The organism is Dorea sp. 210702-DFI.3.17, assembly GCF_020560825.1.
In the GTDB taxonomy this organism is placed as follows: domain Bacteria; phylum Bacillota; class Clostridia; order Lachnospirales; family Lachnospiraceae; genus Dorea; species Dorea formicigenerans.
In genome coordinates this window covers 376393-394250 of the sequence record NZ_JAJCNB010000001.1, presented here as the reverse complement: position 1 = coordinate 394250, position 17858 = coordinate 376393, and the positions used below count along the sequence as shown (strand labels likewise).

Sequence of the window (17858 nt, the reverse complement as noted above, 5' to 3'; positions counted from 1 at the left end):
AATAAGAGGTAGAGAGCATGAAGAGAATATCAGATTTTATAGCGGAAGAACTGGCAGCAGCTTTCGAAGCAGCAGGATATGACAGGAATTATGCAAAAGTAACATTGTCGAACCGCCCGGATCTTTGCGAGTATCAGTGTAATGGTGCTATGGCAGGAGCAAAAGCTTATCATAAAGCACCGATCATGATTGCGCAGGATGTTGTGGCAAAATTAGAAGGAAGTGGTTGCTTCTGCGATGTTCAGGCAGTAAATCCGGGATTTATCAATCTGAAATTAGATGAAAGATTTGTAGCAGATTATCTGGATGAGATGGAGACGGATGAAGACCTCGGACTGAATAAGACTGACAATCCTAAGATGATCGTGATCGACTACGGCGGACCGAACGTGGCAAAACCGCTTCATGTAGGACATCTTCGTTCTGCAATTATTGGTGAGAGCGTAAAACGAATTGCAAGAAAAATGGGACATAATGTTCTTGGAGATATCCATTTGGGAGACTGGGGATATCAGATGGGACTGATCATTACGGAATTAAAGGAAAGAAAACCAGAACTTCCATATTTTGATGAGAATTTTAAAGGAGAATATCCGGCAGAGGCTCCATTTACCATATCTGAGTTGGAAGAGATCTATCCGACAGCAAGTGGAAAAGCAAAAGAGGATGAGGAGTATAGAGAGCGTGCATTGCATGCCACATATTTACTCCAGAACGGACATAAAGGTTATACAGCAATCTGGAACCACATTATGCATGTATCTGTAAATGATTTGAAGAAGAACTATGCGAACCTGAATGTGGACTTTGATCTGTGGAAAGGTGAGTCTGATGCACAGGCTTACATTCCAGATATGATTGAGCGGCTGAAAAAAGAAGGATTTGCACATGTCGATGACGGAGCTCTTGTGATTGATGTACAGGAAGAGTCAGACACAAAGGAAATTCCACCATGCATGATCCAAAAGTCAGATGGAGCATCTCTCTACGGAACGACAGACCTTGCAACGCTGGTTCAACGAGTGGAAGATTACCATCCGGACAAAGTCATTTATGTTGTAGATAAGCGTCAGGAGTTACATTTTGTACAGGTATTCCGTGCAGCAAAGAAGACAGGAATCGTTCCTTCTGAGACAGAACTGAAATTCTTAGGTTTCGGTACCATGAATGGAAAAGACGGTAAACCATTTAAGACAAGAGAAGGTGGTGTTATGCGTCTGGAGAATCTGATCGCTGAGATTCAGGAGGAAATGTACAAGAAGATCACGGACAACCGTACTGTAGAGGAAGAGGAAGCGAAGAACACTGCGAAAACGGTAGGTATGGCTGCAATCAAGTACGGGGATCTGTCCAATCAGGCTTCCAAAGATTATGTCTTCGATGTAGACAGATTTACTTCCTTTGAGGGAAACACAGGACCGTATATTCTGTACACCATCGTGCGTATCAAATCTATCCTGAACAAATACCAGGAAGAAGGAAAAGCGGTCACTGGACTTAAGGTAAATCAGCAGTCCGGCGAGAGCGAGAAAGCATTGATGCTTGCGCTGGTAAAATATAACGAGATGATGGAAAATGCTTACGAAGAACTTGCACCACATAAAATCTGTGCGTATATTTATGATCTTGCAAATGCATTCAATCATTTTTATCATGAAACCAAAATTCTGGCAGAGGAAAACGAAGCAAAGAAACAGGGATACATTGCACTGCTTATACTGACAAAGAAAGTATTGGAGTCCTGCATTGATGTTCTTGGATTCGAAGCACCAGAGAGAATGTAATGAGTTGCGCGATATCCGAATAGTGTGGTCGGATTGTGGGAGTGCATAGCACGGAGCAATCTGAAGGTATCATGAAGAGTAGTATATATTACAGGAAGGATTTATAGGTAACATGACAGACAAGTTGTACTACGAAAGTAGTCATAGAAAAGATTTTGAGGCACAGGTAATTTCATGTGAGCCGGAAGGAGAAGGATACAAAGTAGTTTTGGATAAGACAGTATTTTTCCCGGAAGGCGGCGGACAGTATGCAGATACAGGAATTCTTGGAGGGGTTCATGTGCTGGACGCGCAGGAGAAGGATGGAATTATCTATCATTACACAGATGGCGCACTGACACCGGGCGAGATCGTTAAAGGCGAAATTGACTGGGAAAAGAGATTCGAAAGTATGCAGCAACATAGCGGCGAGCATATCATTTCAGGAATTGTACATGGAAGATTCGGATACAACAATGTAGGATTCCATCTTGGAGCTGATTACTGTACGATGGATTTTGACGGACCGATTACAAAGGAGCAGTTGAAAGAAATCGAAGAAGAGGCGAATCGCATCGTTTACAAGAATTTGAATATAGAGATTCTTTACCCGACAAAGGAAGAGTTGAAAGATCTGACTTACAGAAGTAAGATTGAAATTGAAGGACAGGTCCGTATTGTGAATATTCCGGGCGTGGATATCTGTGCATGCTGTGCACCACACGTAGATAGAACTGGGGAGATTGGAAATATCAAACTGGTGGATATGGTGTCATACAAAGGCGGCGAACGCATCACTATGTTAAGTGGAAGCCGTGCACTTACAGATCATCAGCAGAAAGAGGAGAGCGTGAAGAAGATTTCCGCACTGCTCTGTGCAAAGGATACAGAAGTTGCCGAAGCTGTAGAAAAATTAAAAGAAGAGCAGCTTGACTTGAAAAATCAGGTATCTGCTCTCAAACAAAAATTACTGGCTTATCAGGCAAAGGAGATTGACGTTACTCCGGAACTGGTAAAGGTATTTGACAGTGAACTTAGTGGAAATGAACTGAGAGAACTAATGAACATTCTATTAGAGAGAGGTGCAAAGATTTGTGCAATTTTTGCAGGAAATGATGAAGAAGGATATCGTTATGTTATCGGAAGCCATTCTGAAGATGTAAGAGTGATCAGCAAAAAATTAAATGAGGCTTTCCAGGGCCGTGGCGGTGGAAAACCTCAGATGGTGCAGGGATCCTTAAAAGGAACTGCTAAAAATATTTCAGAAATTCTGTAGCTGCCTTGGTGATGGGAACGCGGTCATTGTAAGCAATGACCAGTTCTCTTACCGGCAGTTTTTCTTTTGTCTCAACAATAAATAATTTTTCCAGATCTTTTCCGGTAATACAGTAATCGGGTATACATGCAATGCCGAGCCCGATTTTTGCAAGGTCAATGAGAAGATCATTACTGCTCAGCTCAATTTCCGGTACGAGATCTAACTGGTGCTGTAAAAAGAGATTATGCAGGAATTCGCTGGTTGTACTTTTTTTATCCAGCATCAGAATCGGATGTTCTAAAAGTTCTTTGTAGCTTAAGCATCTTCCGACAAGTTTATCAAAAGAATGATTTGCAACAAACACGTCCTGGAAAGAGCGGATATGTTTTGTTTCACAGTTTCCAAGATATGGATTTGGAGAATTGACAACAATCAGGTCAACCTGTCCATTTTCTAATAGTTCTACACAGTGGATAGAAGTTGCATTCGTTACTTTGATGTGAGCTCCCGGAAATTCCTTATGGAAACGCTCCAGGTAAGGAACAAGAAAATAACGGCAGATAGTGTCACTGGCACCGATGCGAAGTTGTCCTACACCTTCAGAAGCTTCTAAAAGCTGGATTTCTCCACGGTGAATCAGATTCATAGCTGGTTCCACATGACGAAGAAGCAGTTCGCCTTCCGGTGTCAGGCGTACCTTTTTGGTACTCCTGATAAAAAGCTTTTGATTTAATTTCTTTTCCAACGCTTTGATAGACTGGCTTACGGCTGACTGAGAGATAAATAATTTATTCGCAGCTTCCGAAAAACTTAGTGTAGTTGCTACGTGGTAAAACACTTTATATAATTCGTAATTAATATCCATAATAAGACTCCCTAATAAATACTAATTTGATTATAAGGTAAATTAATGCAAAATGCAATGGCAGAATTTGTTTTGAAGTGATTTTTCTATACAGATATGAGATATCTTGGTATAATACTAGAGATAAAAACCTGGATCGCAAAAAATGCGCAGGTAGTTTAGGAAAGAAAAGGAAGATAACATGAAGATCTGGTACAGAGTTACCATTACATTTACGATGCTCCTGGTAATCTTTGCATTGCTGATCACTGGATTTCAGCTTGCAGTTTATGGAGACAGCCATTACGGATTTTATAAAAAGGAATATGAAAAGTACCGGGTCACGGACGATCTGAATATGAAGATTGACAATGTGATGGCAGTGACAGAACATATGATGGCGTATCTGATTGGAAAGGAAGAAAAGCTGTCAATTGTCATAGATGTGGACGGTGAGCATCAGGATTTCTTCAATGAACAGGACAGGCTTCACCTGGCAGATGTGAGAAATTTGTTTCTGGGAGGTTTGAAGCTTCGGAATTATGCGTTGATTCTTGCATCTATTTTAATGATTGTTCTTAAGGCAAAAAAAGCAGATTTCCGAAGACTGGTTCCGCAGGGATATTTGCAGGCGCTGTTTGTTTATCTTATTTTGGCGGCAATTCTGGGAATTGCCATGAGCATTGATTTTACAAGCTGTTTTACGCTGTTTCATAAATTGTTTTTTACAAATAATCTCTGGATCTTTGACCCGGAGACAGATTATATGATCCGCATGCTGCCGGAAGGATTTTTCTTGGACATGGTAATCCGGGTCGGAGTGATATTTATTGTATTACTTGCCGTGCCTGGAGTTGCAGCGGTCGTGAACATGTGGAAACAGAAAAAGAAAGAAATTAGTAAAACTTATAAAAGGGTTTAAATATATTAATTTTAATAATAATGGTGGGTATGTTACAATGAAATAAATAATGAAGATTTAAAGTAACAGAACTATTACCAAATAAAAATATAAACACAATGGAGGAAGACGAATGAGTAATGTAAGAAGAGTGTATGTTGAGAAAAAGGGCAGCTATGATGTCCAGCAGAAGGCACTTGCACATGAGATTCGCAATTATCTTGGAATCAAAGACGTAGAGTATGTGCGTATCCTGAATCGTTATGATGTGGAGAACGTATCAGATGAGACATTCGAAAGAGCATGCAATGGTATCTTTGCTGAACCGCCGGTAGATGTCCTTTGGAAAGAGGAGGCTCCTGTTGGTTCCGGAGACAGTCTGTTTTCCGTAGAATTTCTTCCGGGTCAGTTCGATCAGAGAGCAGATTCTGCTGTTCAGTGTATCCAGTTCGTAAAAGAGGACGAGCAGCCGGTCATCCGTACTGCAACGACTTATATTATTCATGGTAAGAATGGAGTTATTACAGAAGAAGAACTTCAGAAGATTAAGGAACACTGCATCAACCCGGTAGACTCAAGAGAAGCAGCAGAGGAGAAGCCGGAGACACTAGTGACAAAATTTGACGAGCCTGCTGATGTTATTGTATTTGACGGATTTAAGGATATGGAAGAGGAAGAGCTTAAGAAATTATATGATTCTCTTGGACTTGCAATGACATTCCGTGACTTCCAGCATATCCAGAATCATTTCAAAGGGGAAGAGCACCGCGATCCTTCCATGACAGAGATCCGCGTACTGGATACTTACTGGTCAGACCATTGCCGTCATACAACATTTTCAACAGAACTTACAGAAGTTTCCTTTGGAGACGGAGATTATCGAAAACCGATGGAAGATACTTACAAGCAGTACCTTCGCGATCACAGCGAGATTTTTAAAGGGCGTGAGGACAAATTTGTATGTCTGATGGATCTTGCATTGATGGCTATGAGAAAGCTGAAAAAAGAAGGCAAGCTTCAGGATCAGGAAGAGTCAGATGAGATCAATGCCTGCAGTATCGTTGTACCAATCAAGGTAGATGGCGTGGAAGAAGAGTGGCTTGTGAACTTTAAAAATGAAACACACAACCACCCGACAGAGATTGAGCCTTTTGGTGGAGCTGCTACATGTCTTGGCGGAGCAATCCGAGATCCATTATCAGGACGTACTTATGTATACCAGGCAATGCGTGTGACCGGAGCAGCAGATCCGACTGTATCTATCAAAGATACAATGAAAGGAAAACTTCCTCAGAAGAAACTGGTTCGTGAGGCAGCTCATGGATATAGTTCTTATGGTAACCAGATCGGACTTGCAACTGGTGCAGTTAAGGAAATCTATCACCCGAATTATGTGGCAAAACGTATGGAAATCGGAGCAGTTCTCGGAGCAGCACCAAGACGTGCAGTAATCCGTGAGACTTCAGATCCTGGTGATATCATTATCCTGCTCGGTGGACGTACCGGACGTGACGGCTGCGGTGGAGCAACCGGATCTTCTAAAGTACATACAGAGGAGTCTATCGAGACTTGTGGAGCAGAGGTACAGAAAGGTAATCCGCCGACAGAGCGTAAGATCCAGAGACTGTTCCGCAGAGAGGAAGTCAGCAAATTAATTAAGAAATGTAACGACTTTGGAGCCGGAGGAGTTTCTGTTGCAATCGGAGAACTTGCAGACGGACTTCAGGTAGATCTGGACAAAGTACCGAAGAAATACGCAGGACTTGATGGAACAGAAATTGCAATTTCTGAGTCTCAGGAGCGTATGGCTGTTGTTGTAGACCCGAAGGATGTAGATGAATTTATGGGATATGCAGCAGAAGAGAACTTAGAGGCAACAAAGGTAGCTGTCGTAACAGAGGAGCCAAGACTTGTATTATCCTGGAGAGGTAAGAAGATCGTAGACTTATCCAGAGCATTTTTAGATACTAACGGTGCTCATCAGGAGACAAAAGTAGCTGTAGATATTCCAAGCCGCAAAGACAGTATCCTCGTAAGAGAAGAAGTGACAGATGTCAAAGAAAAGTGGATGGAGACATTAAAAGATCTGAATGTGTGCTCACAGAAAGGTCTTGTGGAAATGTTTGACGGTTCCATTGGAGCATCTTCTGTATTTATGCCGCATGGCGGACAGTATCAGATGACAGAGACACAGGCTATGGTTGCAAAGCTTCCTGTATTGACAGGAGACTGCGATACGGTTACAATGATGAGTTTCGGATTCGATCCGTATCTGTCAACATGGAGTCCGTACCACGGAGCTATTTACGCAGTGACAGAGTCTGTAGCAAAAATTGTGGCAGCAGGAGGAGATTACAGTAAGATCCGTTTCACATTCCAGGAGTACTTCCGCCGTATGACAGAGGATCCACATAGATGGAGCCAGCCATTCGCAGCACTTCTTGGTGCTTACAGTGCACAGCTTGGATTTGGCCTTCCTTCTATCGGTGGAAAAGACAGTATGTCCGGAACATTTGAGCATATTGATGTACCACCGACACTGGTTTCTTTTGCGGTGGATGTGGCAACAGAAAAAGATATTATTACACCGGAGCTTAAGAAAGCAGGAGATAAGCTTGTATGGCTTCAGATCCCGACAGATGAGTATGATGTTCCGGTTTATGAAAAAGTTATGGACCAGTATGGTAAATTTACTGCTGATATCCATGACGGCAAGATTGTGGCAGCTTATGCACTTGACAGACACGGAATCGTTCCGGCTGTCAGCAAGATGGCATTTGGTAATCGCATGGGTGTAACATTAGATGCGAGCGTAGAGGCAAAAGACTTGTTCGCACCTGCATTTGGAGATCTGATTGCTGAAGTTCCGGCTGACAAGCTGGATGGACTGACGATTGATTACACAGTCATCGGTGAAGTGACAGAAGAGCAGAATTTTGAATACAAAGATACAAAGATTGCCCTTGCAGATGCCCAAAAAGCATGGGAGAGTACACTAGAGAGCGTATTTGCTACAAATTCCAAAGCAGAGGGACAGGACGAGAAGATCGACACAGGTCTTTTTGATACAAAAGAAGTACATATCTGCGAACACAAGATCGCTCAGCCGACTGTATTTATTCCGGTATTTCCTGGAACAAACTGTGAGTATGACAGTAAGAGAGCCTTTGAGAGAGCAGGAGCAAAAACAATCGTAAAAGTATTCCGCAATATGAGTGCTTCCGATATTGTAGATTCTGTCGATGTATTTGAAAAAGCAATCGCGCAGTCTCAGATGATCATGTTCCCAGGTGGATTCAGCGCTGGTGATGAACCGGATGGTTCTGCGAAATTCTTTGCAACTGCATTCCAGAATGCGAAGATGAAAGAGGCGGTTGAGAAGCTTCTTGGGGAGCGTGACGGACTGGTACTTGGTATCTGTAATGGATTCCAGGCTCTTGTAAAACTTGGACTTGTTCCAAATGGAACAATTACAGGGCAGACAGAGGATTCTCCGACACTGACTTACAATACAATTGGACGCCACATTTCTAAGATGGTGTACACGAAAGTAGTCAGCAACAAGTCTCCATGGCTTTCCGGAGCAAAGCTTGGTGGAGTTTACACAAATCCGGCATCTCACGGAGAGGGACGTTTTGTTGCAAGCAAAGAATGGCTTGACAAGCTGATCGCAAATGGACAGGTTGTAACTCAGTACTGCGACCCACAGGGAAATGTATCTATGGATGAGACATGGAACATTAATGGTTCCTATCTTGCAATCGAAGGTATCACCAGCCCGGATGGAAGAGTATTTGGTAAAATGGCTCATTCAGAAAGACGTGGACGTTCCGTTGCAATGAACATTTACGGAGAACAGGATCTGAAGATCTTTGAGTCCGGAGTGAAATATTTTAAATAAAAAACTTACTAAATTTCTGATTATCTTTTCATAAGTTGGTAAATGCCGATATATCCCTTATTTTAGGGCTTTATCGGTATTTTCTTTTTGGAAGATACCTTGCATAAGCTGGCATTTACCAGCATGAAAATGCAACCAAAAGTAGTAAATGAGTAGTAAATATAGGCTCCGATATTAACAAGCCAGTCTTTCCAGCTCCGCTTTTGCAGATTGAAATGTACCGTGTGCATAATAGCCAAGTGTCATGGTTATGTTAGCGTGTCCCATGAGATATTGTAGGGTATTAGGGTTCATTCCTCTGTTTGCCATATTCGTACAATAAGTATGTCGGAATGAATGTGGTGTGATGTTCGGTAACTTGTCCTTGTGGTACTTGTTATACTTCTTAATCAGTCCTCGCACCATGCCCTCATAGTTTCCTGCAACTTTAGGCAAGCCCTCACGGTTCAAGAATAAGAAATTGCTGTAACCACCTACAATCAGCGGTTGTGCCTTTCCTCTGTTCTTTAGTATTCTTTGGATTGCTTGATAAGCCCGTTCTGTTAATGGAAGTTCCCGTTTTCCGTTTTTAGTCTTTGGCGTTTCAATATAGTAGCCGATTTCGCTATCTTTCAATAACTGGTGGTCTATATTGAGTATTCTATTCTGCATATCAATATGCGTCGTCAGTCCGCAAAATTCAGAAATACGAAGTCCCGTTTCCAGCAGAAGCACAACCTCATCATAATACTTGCTGTAAATCTTGTCCTTTTCCATAAAGGCAAGCAGGCGTTCTTCCTGCTCTGGTGTAAGGATAACTTTCTGTTCCGTATCATCTTCCAGAACATCACTTAGCTTAAATTCAAACGGGTTCTTTCTGATACAGTCGTCTTGTATTGCCATATAAAATGACGCTTTCAAGGAACGCTTGTAGTTATCAATCGTTTTATAGGCATATCCTTTTTCGCTCATTCTGATAACCCATTCTTTAGCGTCCGACTGTTTAACAGTATCAATCGCCCTCATACCCAATGGGTCATTTTTCAGAGCGTTCATAAGATACTGTCGTCCCTTTTCAGTAGCCCTCTTGATGTTCTTTCTTTGGCTGTTTTTCTTCTCATAAAGCTGGCAGACTGTCATTTTACCGCCTGCCGTGTCGATACCGTCATTGAGGTCTTTTTTTATCTGTGCTTCTTTTTCCCTCAACGATATATCATCACGCTTTCCAGCAGGTGTCTTGTCTGTCGGTACAAGTTTCCAAGAATAGATAAATTGTGGCTTTCCGTATATATCGGTATATTTATAAACGTATCTTCCGTCTTTTCGCTGGCTCTCTCCATTACGCAAATTGCGATTTTTACTGTCTTTTCGTTTCACATTAGACATAGTGTAAAGCTCCTTTCCGTCATGGAATGAGCCGTGATACGCTATACCTTATTATACCATATCTACGGCTCAATGACATTAGATTTCGTCCAATGTATCTATGATTTTTTCAAATTGTTTTCGCTTAATCTGAATACGATTACCGTTCACGATAACCCAGCCAGCGTCAATGTTTTCTTCGGCTAATTTACGCAATTTCTTTTCGCCAATGCGGAAGTATTTGGACGCTTCTTCAATCGTCAGCGTATATTTTTCCCAGATAGGCACATCAGTATTGTTCATAATCTATGCACCCCCTTTACTGTGTGTCATTTTTTACAAGCAGGCAGACGGCTTTGGAAAGCTCCGTTAGTATCTCAACTATTCCCATTCTTGTGGGCAGAACCACACCATGCGGACGTATCATTATTCTGTGAGGATAGGTCGTGGCAAAACGACTTTTCCAACAGTCGCTCTCGGATCACTGCGTGGGTCGCTCGCTTTCTTTTGGAAAGGTCGTGGCGTACAGTTCCCGTGGCTCGCTATCTCACAAACGTATCTGTCTGCTTTGGGTACAAAGGCAGGTAGCACCGACCTTGAAAATGCTGAAAAGAATTGATAAGGGAAACGGTACAGACTACATGGAAACAATCGAACAGCAGGCAAAGCTCACAGAAAAACATGAAATGATAATCAAACAGCAGACGACCCCTGCAAAAGATTTGGTGGAAAGTTAGGAGTGATAAAAAATGTGGATATTATTAAAAGACTTCCTGCTGGTATCTATGGGAATGGGTATCGGCATAGTCTTGATGTGTATTTTGACTGTCGGCAAAGAAGCTGACTGTGAAATGAAACAATTAGAAGAAAGAGAGGACAAATAACATGAATTTCGGAAACAATTTGTATCAATGGTTTTTATCAAACGCACAGAGCTTGGTGCTTATGGCGATTGTGGTTATCGGTATCTACTTAGGGTTCAAGCGTGAGTTTTCCAAACTTATCGGCTTCTTGGTAGTTGCCTTGATTGCTGTCGGTTTGGTATTTAACGCCGGCGGTGTGAAAGATGTACTGTTAGAGCTATTCAACAAGATTATCGGTGCATAAATTTTTATTGTGATGTTGTTAATGGGGTGATATAATATGGATATAAAAATACAACTTTAGGAAGTGATATTTTATGTTAGGATTTAGTATAATGATGTGGTTTGTTTCTGCTATCCTTATATTCGTGAGTATTTCTTTATTAAAGGGAAATTACTCTTTTGTTCATGGTAAAGTATTTGATACTACTGATAACAAAAAAGGATATGCAAAAGAATTAGGAAAACCTGTTTTATTCGTAGGGATTGGTATTTTAGTATCTGGGGTAATTGCGATTATAGTAAAAAATCATTCTATTCCTACCGCAGTTTTTTTCTTGGCAATTATAGCTGGTATTGCTGGACTATGGCTACACAAAATACAAAAAAACTTCCGAAAATTTTAGTTTACAAATTTATATTTATATGCAAAGCAGTTGGTCTTAGGATTGACTGCTTTTTTCTTACCTAAAATTTCAGATTGGAGTGATTACATGAACGATATTTTTAAGGATATGCAGGCAAAAGTCGGCTGTGAATACATTTCCGACCTGCCCTCTTACAAGCGTAAGGTGTGGCAGGAAATGAAACGGTTGAACCCTGCCGATTATGAAGAAAAACAGTTAGAAGATTTTTCAAAGTATGTGTTTGGTATGTCGTACCAGAGCTTAAAAGATGTGATGAAACAACAGAAAGGACGTGAGGAACAATGCAGGAAACAAGGGTGCTGGTGGAAACGAGAGGAACAACTGGCAAAGAAACAACATCATACTGGTTCGACCTGCCGATAGATGTTGCAGAGTTTGAAGAAAAGTTAGGTGTCGGTGCAGAAAGTCAAGATTACCGCATTATCGAAAAGGTACTGCCCTTTGCTGATGAAGTCCACGAACATACAAGCGTGTACCAGCTCAACGAACTAGATTTTATGTACCGCCAGCTTTCAAGCGATATGCAGGAAGAATATACAGCACTTCTTACCGTGTATGAAAACTTAGAAGCACTTTATATTTGCAGAAACGTGATTACGGTTTATCCCGACTGCAAAAGCATGATAGATGTTGCAAGGCAAAAGCTGATGAATGACCCGACATTCAAGCATTTATCCGAGGACTGTCAAGAATATTACTTTGACTTTGAAGCCTATGCTTCTCACTTGCAGGAACACGGGAAATTTTTAGTAACAGAACACGGTATCTTTGAACTGCCAGAGTAGGAAATGAGGTGGTGCTTATGATTGATGATATGGCGGTTTATATTGCTAATCTTGGCAAATACAATGAGGGCTATTTAGTCGGTGCTTGGTTCACTTTTCCTATTGACGAGGAAGATGTGAAAGAAAAAATCGGCTTGAATGAACAGTATGAGGAATACGCAATCCATGATACCGACAACTTCCCCATTGCGATTGGCGAGTATGTTTCCATTGAAGAACTCAATGAGATGTATGAAATCATAGAGGAACTTCCTGACTATATCGTAGAGTGTCTGGACGAATTTATCAGCCACTACGGGACGCTGGAAGAAGTTGTGGAACACAAGGACGATATTTATTATTATCCCGACTGTGAAACCATGACAGACGTTGCCTACTACTACATAGACGAATTGCAGGCACTTGGGGACATTCCACCCAGCTTACAGAACTACATTGACTATGAAGCCTACGGGCGAGATTTGGATATGGGTGGTTGCTTTATTGAAACAAGCCGAGGTATGTGCGAGATACCATATTAACGCTGGAAGATCAGCGACAAGCATGGTTGCTACTGACAGCGTATTTCTCTTTAAGGGACAGTCTGAAACATGGCTGTCCTTTCCATTTAGAAACTTACGAAAGGAGCTGAAAGAACTTGAAAAAGATTAAATCTTATACGGGTATCTGGAACGTGGAAAAAGTCTTGTATGCAATCAATGACTTTAACTTACCCTTTCCCGTTACCTTTACACAGATTACATGGTTTGTGATTACGGAATTTATCATCATTCTGTTTGGGGATATTCCCCCACTTTCCATGATTGAGGGAGCATTTCTCAAATACTTTGGTATTCCCGTTGCTCTCACTTGGTTCATGTCGCAGAAAACCTTTGACGGAAAGAAGCCGTACAGCTTTTTGAAATCACAGATAACCTATGCCCTGCGACCTAAAATCACTTATGCAGGAAAAGCCGTAAAACTGCATAAGCAGACCTTGAATGAAACAATCACGGCAGTAAGGAGTGTGAACTATGTTCCCGATAAAATATATTGACAATAACCTTGTCTGGAACAAGGACAATGAGGTATTCGCCTACTATGAGCTGATACCGTACAACTATTCTTTCTTATCCGCAGAGCAGAAATTTATCGTGCATGACAGTTTCAGACAGCTCATTGCACAGTCCCGTGAGGGTAAAATTCATGCGTTGCAGATTGCCACAGAAAGCTCCATACGAAGTATGCAGGAGCAGTCAAAGAACGCAATGTACGGTCTAAGGTGTAAGGCTCTGGCTTTGTCGTCAGCTTCAAGCTCTGTCTGTTATCGCCGATAAACCAAGCCCAGCGGTCATTGAGTTTCCAGTCATTTTTCCGCTTGTCTGGTTCTTCATCAACAAACCGCACATACTGGTTGATGATAGAAAAGGCGGTCCGCTCTGCGTCATAATAGGTCAGCAAATCCCGTACTGCATAATAGGCACGTTCATTGCGAAGCCGTATCTCAAAACGGTTGATAATATCAGCTTCTTCCAGCGGTGTCCCCAGCTTGACGTACTGCTCATAGTCCTTTTCATAGATACAGAAATACACATCTGATTTCAGCGAACCAAGATAAAGGGTGCGTCCCATATATTCTCTGTCGTCCTCTCTGTGCTTGATAAGCTCGCCCGACTGGTAAAACTTATAACTTCTGGACTTTCCGATATATTCCCGTTTCCTGCATTTTTCCGCAAGCTCTGGAATATCCAAAATGCCCGTATGGTCGTTGATAGCAAGGTCGATACGCTTCATCACGCCACCGTCTACCAATGCGTCCATGAGGAAGTCATACCAGCTTCTTTGCTGTGCCAGCAGGTAACTTTCAAACTGCCTGCAACCACGCCCCTTTAACTCTAAAAGGACACCTTTTTCCTCGTCAGCCGACGTATAGATAAAGATGTCCCCTAAAGAATAATGCTCCGTATAGCTGTAATGTCCGTAATCTTCATGGAGCATATAATTGATATTCAGTTTTAATATATCTTTGATGATGTGCTGTATATCCAGCGTGGGAAAACGAATTTTCACATAATCAAACAGCATGGTAAGCGGTGCTTCTGGATTGAACCTTGCCAGTTCTTTATACAGAGTTTCCAGAAGTTCCTTTGACGGCTTCATTTTTCCACTTTCTATCTTGTTGAGATATTCCCTTGTGATACCAGAAGCCACCGCCAGTCTGCCTTGTGAGATACCGTAAGCAATCCGCTTCTCCCGTAATTCTTTTATCCATTGTTCTTCATTCAGAACCATACCCCCAATCTATAAAGTGTGAAGTTTTTTAAGGCGACTTCACAGCCGATTTTTGTTAGAAAATCATGCCAGAAGCCTTATGTTTCCTATGTTTTTTGTCTATTGTCTATTTGTAAACGTACCCCTCTGTTAGATACCGAGGGGTTTTACCTGCTGGCGTGGCTTACGCCACACCAGCAACGGCTAGTCCGTGCCGTCGCCTTTCGCTTCGCACGTCGCCGTCCCGTCCTGCCTTGCTTGTGCAAGAGAGCCGATAGTCTGCAAAAAATCATGTCCTTTCGGTACTAAAGGCGTGTAAAATTCACTTATGACGCTTGTTCCCACATCACAATAGCCACGCCCCTTGATACGCTTCTGGAAAAATTGCTTTTTCACATCTGAACCGAACAGCATACCGTAACCTAATTCGCTGATACGCCCCAATCCCACACGGAAATTGAAGTTATCTCTGATACCGTCCGAGAAATACTTTGCGTCTGGACGCTGGCAGGCAACGATAAGGAAATAACCTGCTTGTCGTCCTAACATAACGATTTTCTTTAACTGGCTAAGTAAGCCCACGCTTTCTTTCGTCCCCAGCATTTCAAAAAATGCCACATATTCATCAAAGATAAGAAAGCAGGGTGGCAGTCCCAGATAGGCATAGTTTTCGCCCGTCTTATAGTTCGGGTGTCGCTTCATTTCCTCACTTCGCTGTACCATGCCCTCATAAAAGGCATTGACGCAATCAATCATTTCTTCTTTGGTGTGATACACATTTTCCATAACTGTCCCTAAGTCTGCAAGGTCAGCGTTCTTCGGGTCTAAGATATAAAGGATAGCGTTGGTATGCAGTAAGGCTTCAATGAGTGTCAGCAGAAAATAAGTTTTACCGCCACCAGTCCCACCAGCAATCAGAGCATGGGGAAGTGCGTCATATTCCCAGACAAGATTTTTCATCAGCTTTAGACAGCCGTTCTCTGCCCGTACTTCATCAATGGTAATGCGGTTCGCTATCATATCATAAAGCAGGGTGTATTCGATATAGCCGTCATGTAAGGTTTTGTCGGTCAGCTCGCAATACAAGCCACTCTCCAATTTGTCCTCTAAGTCCACGATTTTACCATTTTCTGTGATTGTAAAATCAATCGGTTTTGCACCGTCAGTTAAGTAACCGTTTGGAGCTTTACTCTCAACGATACGGAATTTTCCATAAGGTAAAAGGTCAGCAGACGTAGAAGCGACACCCTCAATGTCTGTATGGATTGTCTTTACCACTTCATTTTTCTTGTATAGCTTGCCCTCAACCAAAACAGAATTATCATTTAAGGAAATGATGTCAAAAGCAGTATCTTTCAAAGTGGCACTTCCTTGTGGCTTTGTATCGCCCGTTTCTAAATCTCGTTTCTGAATTTTGACACCGCCACGGATAACCTTGTCTGATACGGAAAACTGGTTACTTCCAGATAGTACGGCAAGGTCGCCGTCCTCGGTAATCTGTGTTACATATAAGCCTTTTATCTGTTCGGACTTATCGCCAGCCTGCATATATGCACCCTCTAACAAGTAGCCGTTTGGAGCTTTTGTTTCCTCAACAGTTAGCGTTCCAAGTGGAAGAACCGCCTTACCGTCCTGCATATAGAAGCTGTCGCCAGATACCTTGTATGCGTCCGCTAATTTTGTGATGTAGTGGGTTGTCCCGTCGCTGTCTGTTTCAGCGATTGTCTTTGTAACCCATGTACGAGTAGCTTCGGCAGGGAGATTGTCTTTCTTATAGAAGCCAGCATAATACTTCCATGTAAATTCCGCACCTGCTAGAGAAGCGTTTCCCTGCGGATTGTCTTTCTGTGTTTCCATATCAATCTTGAAAAGCTTAATCAAAGTGTCTGTTACTTTCGGTGTATCTGATACTTTCAAGGTCGCTGTCCTTCCAGCTTCAACCTTTAAGGAATATACAGTTTTATCTACTTTATATCCTGCTGGTGCAGATAATTCCTTGATATAAACTGTGCCTGCTTTTACCTCTACAACATCTGTATTTCCGTTTTCATCAGTCGTAAGGGTGGCAAGCTGTTTCGTGCAGTCCTTATCAGCAAAGACACCGTATGTTGCACCAGCAACAGAGTAATTCCCGTTATCGTCTGTAATGCTGGTATTACTGGAAGTCTTTTGCAGTTTTGCATTTCCAACATTCAGCTTCGCCCAGAATTGTCCTAATTCCTGCCCCTCGCCAGAGTAGATATAACCGCCACATTCATAGCGTCCTTTATTCTCTTTGACAAAGGCTTTTGCACCAGAGAAAACTTCGTCCTGCGTTGCCTTTGGAATTTCATCATAAGAAGCTCGCACATTATCACATTGCCAGCCAAGATGTACGCTCAATCTCTGCCAGACAACAAGCTGTCTTAAAAGGTAGGCGTGATTGTTGCTTATTCCGCTGTGGCTGTCTGTGTACTGTTTTACATATTCGATAGATAAGGCAACGTCGCTTATCTGGTCGGCACTCATACGGGTGCTTACGTCAGCTCTGGTTTTGTAGCCGTTTCTAAAATCTGTGTTAATGTCGATACAGTAAGCGTCCTCGCCCTCAACGGTCAAATGCCCCTCGTTAAAAGTAGAACCAATCGAACCGTCATTCATTACTTTTTCAACGATACCGACACGCTCCTTTGACTCCGTCCAGTATTGCTTGCTTTCTGCATGGACGGGTGTAGTCGGTAAAGCAGTAACGACAGTTGCAAGAGCTAAGAAGCCCGTACACAATCGTTTTAACATCTTTTTCATAAATCTAATGCTCCTTTCATTTTGGGTAATAAAATAGCCGTCCAATAAGAACGGCTGAAAATAGAAAAGGAACGTCATTTTAGGCGTTCCATAGTCTATAAAATATTCAATTTTTTTCTTGTTTCAATACTGATGTGCTGTACCATATCTTTGCATATCTAGGAAAACTGGCGTATCAAGGCTCATTCAATGGTAGTAAATAAGTAGTAAATTGATGTATTTGTTCCCTTGAAAATGCTGATAGATACTGTGTTTTAGCGGATAATCAGATTTTTATTGTGTTTTTATTTAAAAATAATCAGGCGCTTGCAAATTTTGCAGGCGCTTGTTCTGTATTTCGGCAAAAATACAAAATTATGCAGGAAATGAAAATTAAAATTGCACAAAATATAAAAATAACATTTTTTTGCAAAAAAAATCTTGTGTTATAAAGTAAAATACTTTACAATATTAAAGGACAAAAGCGTCGAAGGAGAAGAACGGTTTTGCCGTCCTTCTTTTTTGAATGATGAATGCAA

At 41.8% G+C, this 17858-nt stretch carries 13 protein-coding genes and 6 pseudogenes; 13 read left to right on the top strand and 6 right to left on the bottom strand.

Features of this window, described 5'->3' with window-relative positions:
* Positions 1-17: 17 nt before the first annotated feature.
* The gene (gene argS, locus LI149_RS01970; RefSeq protein ID WP_117648850.1) at positions 18-1784 is read left to right on the top strand and encodes an arginine--tRNA ligase; all 1767 of its coding nucleotides are present in this window, start codon (positions 18-20) and stop codon (positions 1782-1784) included.
* Between the two features lie 112 nt (positions 1785-1896).
* A complete protein-coding gene (locus LI149_RS01965; RefSeq protein WP_173786410.1) occupies positions 1897-3039 on the top strand; it encodes a DHHA1 domain-containing protein in 1143 nt (380 codons plus the stop codon).
* Here the strand turns inward: LI149_RS01965 and LI149_RS01960 are convergent.
* Positions 3014-3886, bottom strand: a complete 873-nt coding sequence (locus LI149_RS01960) for a LysR family transcriptional regulator (RefSeq protein ID WP_005331483.1) — start codon at positions 3884-3886, stop codon at positions 3014-3016. The genes LI149_RS01965 and LI149_RS01960 overlap by 26 nt on opposite strands.
* 181 nt (positions 3887-4067) lie before the next feature.
* On the opposite strand from LI149_RS01960, the gene LI149_RS01955 reads away from it, so the two are divergent.
* Both LI149_RS01955 and LI149_RS01950 read left to right on the top strand, forming a co-directional pair.
* Positions 4068-4787 carry a TIGR01906 family membrane protein gene (locus LI149_RS01955; RefSeq protein ID WP_227142911.1) on the top strand — a complete coding sequence of 240 codons (720 nt, stop codon included), beginning with the start codon at positions 4068-4070 and terminating at the stop codon, positions 4785-4787.
* Positions 4788-4899: 112 nt separating this feature from the next.
* Positions 4900-8667 carry a phosphoribosylformylglycinamidine synthase gene (locus LI149_RS01950; protein ID WP_227078369.1) on the top strand — a complete coding sequence of 1256 codons (3768 nt, stop codon included), beginning with the start codon at positions 4900-4902 and terminating at the stop codon, positions 8665-8667.
* Positions 8668-8841: 174 nt separating this feature from the next.
* Here LI149_RS01950 and LI149_RS01945 read toward each other — a convergent pair whose 3' ends face one another.
* Together LI149_RS01945 and LI149_RS01940 are read right to left on the bottom strand one after the other, a co-directional pair.
* Complete coding sequence (locus LI149_RS01945; protein WP_227142910.1) at positions 8842-10032, bottom strand: site-specific integrase; 1191 nt, start codon at positions 10030-10032, stop codon at positions 8842-8844.
* Positions 10033-10110: 78 nt separating this feature from the next.
* Positions 10111-10314, bottom strand: a complete 204-nt coding sequence (locus LI149_RS01940) for an excisionase (RefSeq protein WP_004613735.1) — start codon at positions 10312-10314, stop codon at positions 10111-10113.
* Positions 10315-10580: 266 nt separating this feature from the next.
* On the opposite strand from LI149_RS01940, the pseudogene LI149_RS01935 reads away from it, so the two are divergent.
* The 9 genes and pseudogenes from LI149_RS01935 to LI149_RS01890 all read left to right on the top strand — a co-directional run.
* Positions 10581-10748, top strand: a pseudogene (locus tag LI149_RS01935) (Cro/Cl family transcriptional regulator); the annotation flags it as partial.
* 33 nt (positions 10749-10781) lie between these two features.
* A pseudogene (locus LI149_RS01925) lies at positions 10782-10895 on the top strand (DUF3789 domain-containing protein); the annotation flags it as partial.
* 1 nt (position 10896) lies between these two features.
* The gene (locus tag LI149_RS01920) at positions 10897-11118 is read left to right on the top strand and encodes a hypothetical protein (RefSeq protein ID WP_004843355.1); all 222 of its coding nucleotides are present in this window, start codon (positions 10897-10899) and stop codon (positions 11116-11118) included.
* Positions 11119-11191: 73 nt separating this feature from the next.
* Positions 11192-11500 carry a hypothetical protein gene (locus tag LI149_RS01915; protein WP_004843356.1) on the top strand — a complete coding sequence of 103 codons (309 nt, stop codon included), beginning with the start codon at positions 11192-11194 and terminating at the stop codon, positions 11498-11500.
* 87 nt (positions 11501-11587) lie between these two features.
* Positions 11588-11884 (top strand): hypothetical protein, encoded by a 297-nt coding sequence (locus LI149_RS01910; RefSeq protein ID WP_004843358.1) that lies wholly within the window; start codon positions 11588-11590, stop codon positions 11882-11884.
* Complete coding sequence (locus LI149_RS01905) at positions 11803-12306, top strand: antirestriction protein ArdA (protein WP_004843359.1); 504 nt, start codon at positions 11803-11805, stop codon at positions 12304-12306. The genes LI149_RS01910 and LI149_RS01905 overlap by 82 nt, the downstream gene beginning before the upstream one ends.
* A gap of 17 nt (positions 12307-12323) precedes the next feature.
* On the top strand, positions 12324-12827 hold the full coding sequence (locus LI149_RS01900; RefSeq protein ID WP_004843360.1) for an antirestriction protein ArdA: 504 nt from the start codon (positions 12324-12326) through the stop codon (positions 12825-12827).
* Positions 12828-12943: 116 nt separating this feature from the next.
* Entirely contained in the window at positions 12944-13342 is a 399-nt protein-coding gene (locus tag LI149_RS01895; RefSeq protein WP_004843362.1) for a conjugal transfer protein, read from the top strand.
* Positions 13320-13583 (top strand): annotated as a pseudogene (locus LI149_RS01890) (hypothetical protein); the annotation flags it as partial. The gene LI149_RS01895 and the pseudogene LI149_RS01890, both read left to right, overlap by 23 nt.
* On the opposite strand, the pseudogene mobT reads toward LI149_RS01890, so the two are convergent.
* The 3 pseudogenes from mobT to LI149_RS01875 all read right to left on the bottom strand — a co-directional run.
* Positions 13552-14577: pseudogene (mobT, locus tag LI149_RS01885) on the bottom strand (MobT family relaxase); the annotation flags it as partial. The pseudogenes LI149_RS01890 and mobT sit on opposite strands and share 32 nt — an antisense overlap.
* 183 nt (positions 14578-14760) lie before the next feature.
* Positions 14761-15678, bottom strand: a pseudogene (locus tag LI149_RS01880) (FtsK/SpoIIIE domain-containing protein); the annotation flags it as partial.
* Positions 15655-17340, bottom strand: a pseudogene (locus tag LI149_RS01875) (SrtB-anchored collagen-binding adhesin); the annotation flags it as partial. The pseudogenes LI149_RS01880 and LI149_RS01875, both read right to left, overlap by 24 nt.
* Positions 17341-17858 lie beyond the last annotated feature (518 nt).